This window comes from Reyranella sp., from assembly GCF_036558665.1.
Taxonomy (GTDB): Bacteria; Pseudomonadota; Alphaproteobacteria; order Reyranellales; family Reyranellaceae; genus Reyranella.
The window spans coordinates 1-6,684 of the sequence record NZ_DATBFE010000054.1; the positions used below are offsets into that span (position 1 = coordinate 1).

Genomic DNA, 6,684 nt, shown 5'->3' on the forward strand with positions numbered 1-6,684 from the left:
CGCCCCCAAGGGGGAGAGGAATATGAAAGACAAGAGTCTCGGACCTCATGCTCCTCGCCCCCAAGGGGGAGAGGAATATGAAAGACAAGAGTCCCGCACCTCATGCTCCTCGCCCCCGCGAGGGGGAGAGGTTGGGAGAGGGGGCGGCGGTCCGGCGCGGGCTTTGGCATCGTGAGCGAGATCTACCGGCCCGCTGCAGATCTGCGGTGAAGTCGGGATCGAGTGGTGATGACAGGGGTCACCTGATCCACAGGATCAACGGGACCGGGCGTCTGTTCGGGCACCTGAGCAGGCCGACATAGGAATCCGACCGGCGTGCGCGATACGAACATTCGACGCCATCGGCCGACAACGTCGCCCTGAGTTCGCTCGGTGCCGTCATGTGCAACCGGATCTCGCCCGTTTTCTCCTCCGGACCGTCCTGCGTGCAGATGCCGACGTGACGCATCGTCAATCGTCCCGAAAGCTCCCTCGAGCGCGCGTCATCCGGCGCGCCGCCGACGCTGGCCGTCAGCTCCCATTCGCCGAGTTCGCCGGCATAACCGACGATCTCCAGCGTCTGGCTTGCGGCGGAAGTCGCCAGCGTGCCGACGACCAGCGCAAGCGGCAGGGTTCGCATGGCATCCCGCCGCGCTACGGGTTCGCCAGGAAGTGGCGCGCATCGCCGATCTCGGTGCGCCCTTCGTCGGCACCTCCCGCGATCTGGACGACCTTTGCAAAATACTGCCGCGCCCTGGCCGGATCGCCCGATCTCTCGGCGGCCTTCGCCGCGCCGGCACAGGCACCCAGCCGATTCGGTTCCTTCTTGAGCGTCGCCTCGAAGGCAACGAGCGCTTCCGCGGCCCTGCCGCGCTCGAGCAACATGACGCCGTAGAGTTCGCGCGCGGGCTCGAGCACGCCCGGTGTCACCGGATGCTTCTCCGTTCGATCCTCGGCATCGGCCGCCGCGCCCATGGCTTTCAGCGCGTCGTCGTAGCTGCCCTCCGCATGGAGGACCCACGCCTCGGCGATCCGCCGCTGGATATCGACCTGTTCGGCCCAATAGGCGTCCTTGCCCTCACGCAACTTGTCGCGCAGTTCGACGAGCCTCGCGATGTCCACCCTGGCGGCGGCCGGATCGCCCGAGCGGGCCGCGCCGAGCGCCCGCGCGAAGTGGGTGATCGCCTGGACCTGGGGCAACGGGCTCGGCCGCACCTGAAGCGCCGCGGCCGCCGCCCAGTCGGCGCGTTCCACCGCATAGCGCGCCGGCGAGGCGGCCAGTGCGTACGGCCCGGGAAGCGAGGTCTCGGTGAAGCCGGTGACCGTGGTCATCTCGTCGACGACGGCCTTGGCCTTGTGATCCTGTCCGAGCTGCAGGTAGGCATAGACCAGATAGTCCATGGCGTGCAGCTGGTCGTGGCCCTCGTTGTCCAGCTTGGCGACGCGCGCGGCCTCGATGTTCGAGGCGATCGACTCGTCCCAATAGCCGACGCGCGTGAAGATGTGCGACGGCATGTGCTGGGCATGCGACGCCGCGGGGGCGATCATGGCGTAGCGCCGGGCGGCGTCGAGGCCCTTTTCGGCAATCGACGGATAGTCGTAGAGGTGAATCAGATAGTGGGCCACGCCGGGATGGTTCGGCTGGCGCTTGAAGATCGGCTCCAGGATGGCCGCGCCCTTGAGCTGGTTGGCGTAGGTCTTGTCGGCCGGCGATGCCGAGGTGTTGAGGGCGAGCGCGTAGTGGATCTGCGCCTCGTCGTCGCCGGGATAGCGCTCCGCCAGCTCGCCCATGGCTTTGGCATAGGCCTGGATGCGGGTCCGGTGATCGACCTTGTCATGGTCGGCATACATCACCCAGAGCGCGTCGAGATAGTCGCGCTCGCGCTGGCTCTTCGCGCCGACCCTCTTGCCCTTTTCCAGCACGGCTTCGCCCTGGGCGAGGTTCTTCGCCGGCGGCGGGATGTGCGGATTCCACAGCAGGCTGAGCGCGATGCCCCAATAGGCGATGCCGCAGCCGGGATCGGCCCGCAGGACGTCCTCGAACGTACTTTGCGAGGCGCGGTACCAGAACGAGTGCTGGTAGAGCATGCCGCGGTCGAAGAGCTTCTGGGCATCGGGCGTGCACGACGTCTCGAAATGGACCGTGCCGAGCTTCTTGTCGTCCGTTTGGGCGAAGGCCGGGGAGAGGGCGGTCGTGAGCGTTGCTGCAAGCAGTACCGTGCGGAGTGTCGCGGACATGGTGGCCTCCAGTGGTTCTGCGGTTGGTCCGAGGGCCGGGGGCGCCGGCCAAGGATCGGGCCGCAGCACGGATGCCGGCTATCCACTTTGCGTCCCTGCGATCCGCCAAACGTCCGAATCTGCGTTCGTTCGTCGGCATTCCGTGATATCCAGCAGGACGACGGAGGTTGCGACATGCCGCTCCTTCCTCGCGACGTAAAGACGGCGCTCGATTTGATGAAGGCCGATCCCGCTCGTCAGCGCAGCATCGGCGAACTCGCGGCAGCCTGCGGTGTCGCGGGCCGTACCTTGCAGAAGCACTTCAGGAAATTCCTCGGCCGCACGCCGGGCGACGTGCTGCGCGACCTGCGCCTGGAGCGGGTTCGCCTCGACTTGTTGCGAGGCTGGCCGGATGACGGCGTCGCCGAAAGTGCGATGCGCTGGGGCTTCAGCCATCTCGGCCGGTTCGCCGCCGCCTACAGGAGACGCTACGGCGAGGCACCGTCAGCCACCGTGCGGCGGCGCCGCCAGGTGCCCGCTCGCCCGGCCCTGTCCACGATCCTGTCGCCCGTACTCGATCGGCCCGTCGTCCATGTCCGGCCCTTCGAGCTTGCCGGCACGGCGGCTCGTCGCGCGGCCACGATCGCCGACGAGATCGCCGCGGCGTTGCTGCGCGACCGGTGGCTGGCGGTGGGTACGGCCGGCAACGCCCGCTATCAGTTGCACGGCAGGATTCATGGCGGCGGCCGTTGTTTGCGCGCCACCGTCACGTTGGCCGATCTGGCGGCCGGCCGCTATCTCTGGGCCGACCGCTGGGACGGCGAGGTCGACGATGTCTTCGCCTTCGAGGAACAGGTTGCCTCGGGCGTCGCGACGGCGGTCGAGCGGTCGCTGCGCAGGGCCGAGGTCGAGCGGGTGCGCGGCAAGGATGCGGCGCAACTGGGGCCGTGGAGCCTGACCATGCGGGCGCTGCCGCTCGCGATGACGATCGAGGCCACCGCGCTGGCGCGGGCGCTGGAGCTCCTCGGGCGGGCCATGGAACTCGCCCCGCACGATGCGCTGCCGATGGCGCTCGCGGCATGGTGCCATGGCACCCGCGGCGCGCATTTCTTCACGCCGCGGCCCGGCGAGGAAAAGCGTGCCGCGTCCACGCTCGCGCGCCAGGCCGCGCGGCTCAATTCCGGCGACCCCAGGGTGGAGGCATTGCTGGGCGCCGCTCACACGCTGGCGCACGATCTCGAGACGGCGACGGTTCATTTCGACCGCGCGCTCGCGCTCGATGGCGGCTGCGTCTGGGCCTGGAACCGCAGCGGCTGGGTGAATGTCTACCGGGGACAGACGGCCGAGGCCATCGAGCGCTTCCAGATCGCGCGCAGCCTCGACCCCGCCGATCCGCTGGCCTTCTTCTGCTCGATCGGCATCGCCGCGGCGCACTTCGAGATCGGCCGCTACGACGAGGCGGCGCAGTGGTTCGCGCACGGCATTGCCGAGCATCCGCAGGCGGTCTGGTCGAATCGCTTTCGCGCGCCCGCGCTCGCCCTGGCAGGCAGGAGAGAGGAAGCCCGGCAGAGCTATGTCGAACTGGTCCGCGCCTATCCCGAGCTGACCATCGCCGAGATCCGGTCGGCCCTGCCGCACACGCCGCGCTTCTACGATCGCGCCGCCGAAGGGCTCGCCAGCCTCGGCATGCGCTGAGGGCGCGTCGCTCTTTCCTCGCCTTTCATCTTCCTCTCCCCCTTGGGGGAGAGGTTAGGAGAGGGGGTTGCAACAGCAGGTGCGGGAGAAACTCGGAGAGGGGGCGGCGCACGTTTGCCCGCGGAGCTCGGCCGGACCGATGGTGGCGACAGAGGGAAGACCGCATTAAGGTCGCCCGGGATGGACAGCCAGGAGACAGGCTCGACGGTTCTGGGCGGCACCGTCAGCGAATGGCTCGCCGAGGAGGCGCTGCACGATTCGGAGCCGGCAGCGCTCTATGCCGAACTGTGCCAGCGCCTGCGCGGCGTCGGGATGCCGATCCTGCGCGGGCAGGTCGCGTTCCGCATCCTCCATCCCCTGTACAACGCCAGCACCATAAACTGGACCGCCGAGAAGGGCGCCGTGGTCAGCCTCTTCAGCCCCGACGACCCCGGCCAGGAGCGATTCCGGCGCAGCCCCTTCGGCCATGTCCTGGTCCACAACCTGCCGGTCCTGCGCCGCCGCCTGAACGGCGAGACCGCCCTCCTCGATTTCGCCGAGCTCGAGGAGTTCCGCGAAATGGGCGGCACCGACTATGTCGTGTTCCTCGTCGGATTCGACCCCGCGACGGACAGCGGCGTCATCTGCTCATGGCTGGGCGATCGCGCCGCCGGCTTCACCGACGGCGAGATTGTCCAGCTTCGGCGCATAACCCGCGAATTCAGCATCTCGATGAAGTCGCGGATCGAGCGCAGCGTCGCGCACAACGTCGCCCATGCCTATCTCGGCAAGCGCGCCGGCGAGGCCGTGCTCAACGGATTGATCCGGCGCGGCGACGGCGAGAAGATCACGGCGGCGTTGTGGTACAGCGACCTGCGGCGCTCGACGACGCTGGCCGACCGGCTGTCGGCCGAGGACTTCCTCGGCCTCCTCGGCCGCTATTTCGAGATGACCGCGGCGGCGGTCCTCGACAGCGGCGGCGAGGTGGTCTCGCTGATTGGCGACGCGGTGCTGGGCTTGTTCCGTGTCGAGGAGTCGCCCGGGGAGGCGTGTCGCCGCGCGCTCGCCGCGGCCCACGAGGCGCGGCGCCGGCTCGGCGCGACTTCGGCGACCGACCGGTCGCTCGACTTCGGCATCGCGCTGCACCTCGGCCAGGTCATCCACGGCAATGTCGGCGTGCCCGAGCGCCTGCAGTTCACGGTGGTCGGTTCGGCGGTCAACGAGGTCGTCCGCGTGCAGGATCTGACCAAGCAGCTCGACTGTCCGCTGCTCGCCACCGCACCGTTCGCCGCCGTCGCGGCCGGTCCCTGGCGTCCGGTCGGCGAGCATGTCCTGCGCGGCGTCGAGACGCCGATGCCCATCCTGACCGTGGTGCCGCCCTAGCAGAGGCGCGGGCCGCGGGACGAGGAGCAAGAGGGGCGAGACTCTCGTCTCATGTTCCTCTCCCCCACGCCGGGGCTGCGGTTCGGGTTCAACTGGCGTATTGTCCGCCGGCGTTCGTCCGCAGGGAATGCGCGGCTGGAACTTCCGGCTGGCGCGCCCGCGCGACCGGGCACGCGTGGTCCCAGTGCACGACGTGTAAATCGGCAAAACAATATCGGGAGGCAATCCATGGCTCGCATTGCGCGGCGTCGACTTCTGAAACTGTCTGGATCCGGCGCCGTCGCGGCGCGAACCGGCGGCCTCGCCGCCATCCTGGCCACCGGGCGGTCGCCAGCCTTCGCCCAGGAGAAAAGCGTGCACTGGTTGCGCTGGACCGACTTCGTGCCGGCCTCCGATGCGCTGCTCAAGGGCCAGATCACGCAGGAATGCAAGAAGGCGACCGGCATCACGCTCAAGGTCGAGACCGTCAACGCCAACGACCTGCAGCCGCGCATCACCTCGGCCATCCAGTCCGGCAGCGGCGCCGACATCATCATGACCTACGGCAACTGGCCGCAGCTCTATGCCGAAAGCGTGGCCGACGTCGGCGATGTGGCCGAGGAGATCGGCAAGGCCCAGGGCGGCTACTACGACGTCTCCAAGCAGATCGCCACCGTCGGCAGCAAGTGGATCGGGGTGCCGTGGACGGTCGGGGGCTCGCTGATTGCCTATCGCACCTCGTGGTTCCACGACGCGGGGTACGACAAGTTCCCGGAGACCTGGGACGCGCTGCGCGACGCCGGCAAGAAGTTGAAGGCCAAGGGACGGCCGATCGGACAGACGGCCGGACACACTTTCGGCGACGCGCCGAACTGGTGGTACCCGTTCCTCTGGTCGTGGGGCGGCAAGGAGGTCGAGGCCGACGGCAAGACCGTGGTGCTGAACAGCAAGGAGACGGTCGAGTCGATCAAGTTCGCGGTCGCGCTGTGGAAGGACGCCATGGACGAAGGCGGCCTCGCCTGGGACGACACCAACAACAACCGGGCCTTCCTGTCCGAGACCATCTGCGCCACCAACAACGGCGCCTCGATCTACATCGAAGCCAAGAAGAAGCCCGACACCTACAAGACCGAGAAGGGCACGCCGATGTTCCAGGACATCCACCACGCGCCCATTCCCCGAGGCATGGCCGGCCAGTACAACTCACCGGGCGTGTTCACCGACATGCTGATGAGCTATTCGAAGAACCAGCCGGCGGCGAAGGAGTTCATGCGCTGGGTTCGCTCCAAGCCGGTGTTCGACGTGTGGTTTACCTCGCAGCAGGGCTACAGCAGCGGCGCCACCAGGATGTGGGAGAACCACCCGGTGTGGGACGTCGATCCGGTGCTGAAGCCGTTCCACGACCTGCCGAACAAGGGCCGGCTGGTGGGCTATGCCGGGCCGCCCAACCGC

5 protein-coding genes are annotated in these 6,684 nt (G+C 68.3%); 3 read left to right on the plus strand and 2 right to left on the minus strand.

Going from position 1 to position 6,684, the window contains the following annotated elements:
- Window positions 1-238: 238 nt before the first annotated feature.
- Both VH499_RS07495 and VH499_RS07500 read right to left on the minus strand, forming a co-directional pair.
- Window positions 239-619 (minus strand): hypothetical protein, encoded by a 381-nt coding sequence (locus VH499_RS07495; protein WP_332052079.1) that lies wholly within the window; start codon window positions 617-619, stop codon window positions 239-241.
- Between the two features lie 14 nt (window positions 620-633).
- A complete protein-coding gene (locus VH499_RS07500; RefSeq protein ID WP_332052080.1) occupies window positions 634-2,217 on the minus strand; it encodes a tetratricopeptide repeat protein in 1,584 nt (527 codons plus the stop codon).
- Between the two features lie 174 nt (window positions 2,218-2,391).
- Here VH499_RS07500 and VH499_RS07505 point away from each other — a divergent pair, with 174 nt between their 5' ends.
- The 3 genes from VH499_RS07505 to VH499_RS07515 form a co-directional block, all read left to right on the plus strand.
- Window positions 2,392-3,891: a helix-turn-helix domain-containing protein gene (locus VH499_RS07505; protein WP_332052081.1), complete on the plus strand. Its 1,500-nt coding sequence runs from the start codon at window positions 2,392-2,394 to the stop codon at window positions 3,889-3,891.
- A gap of 180 nt (window positions 3,892-4,071) precedes the next feature.
- Complete coding sequence (locus VH499_RS07510) at window positions 4,072-5,253, plus strand: adenylate/guanylate cyclase domain-containing protein (protein ID WP_332052082.1); 1,182 nt, start codon at window positions 4,072-4,074, stop codon at window positions 5,251-5,253.
- A 228-nt stretch (window positions 5,254-5,481) separates the two neighbouring features.
- On the plus strand, window positions 5,482-6,684 hold a 1,203-nt coding region (locus VH499_RS07515; protein WP_332052083.1), incomplete at its 3' end, for an ABC transporter substrate-binding protein.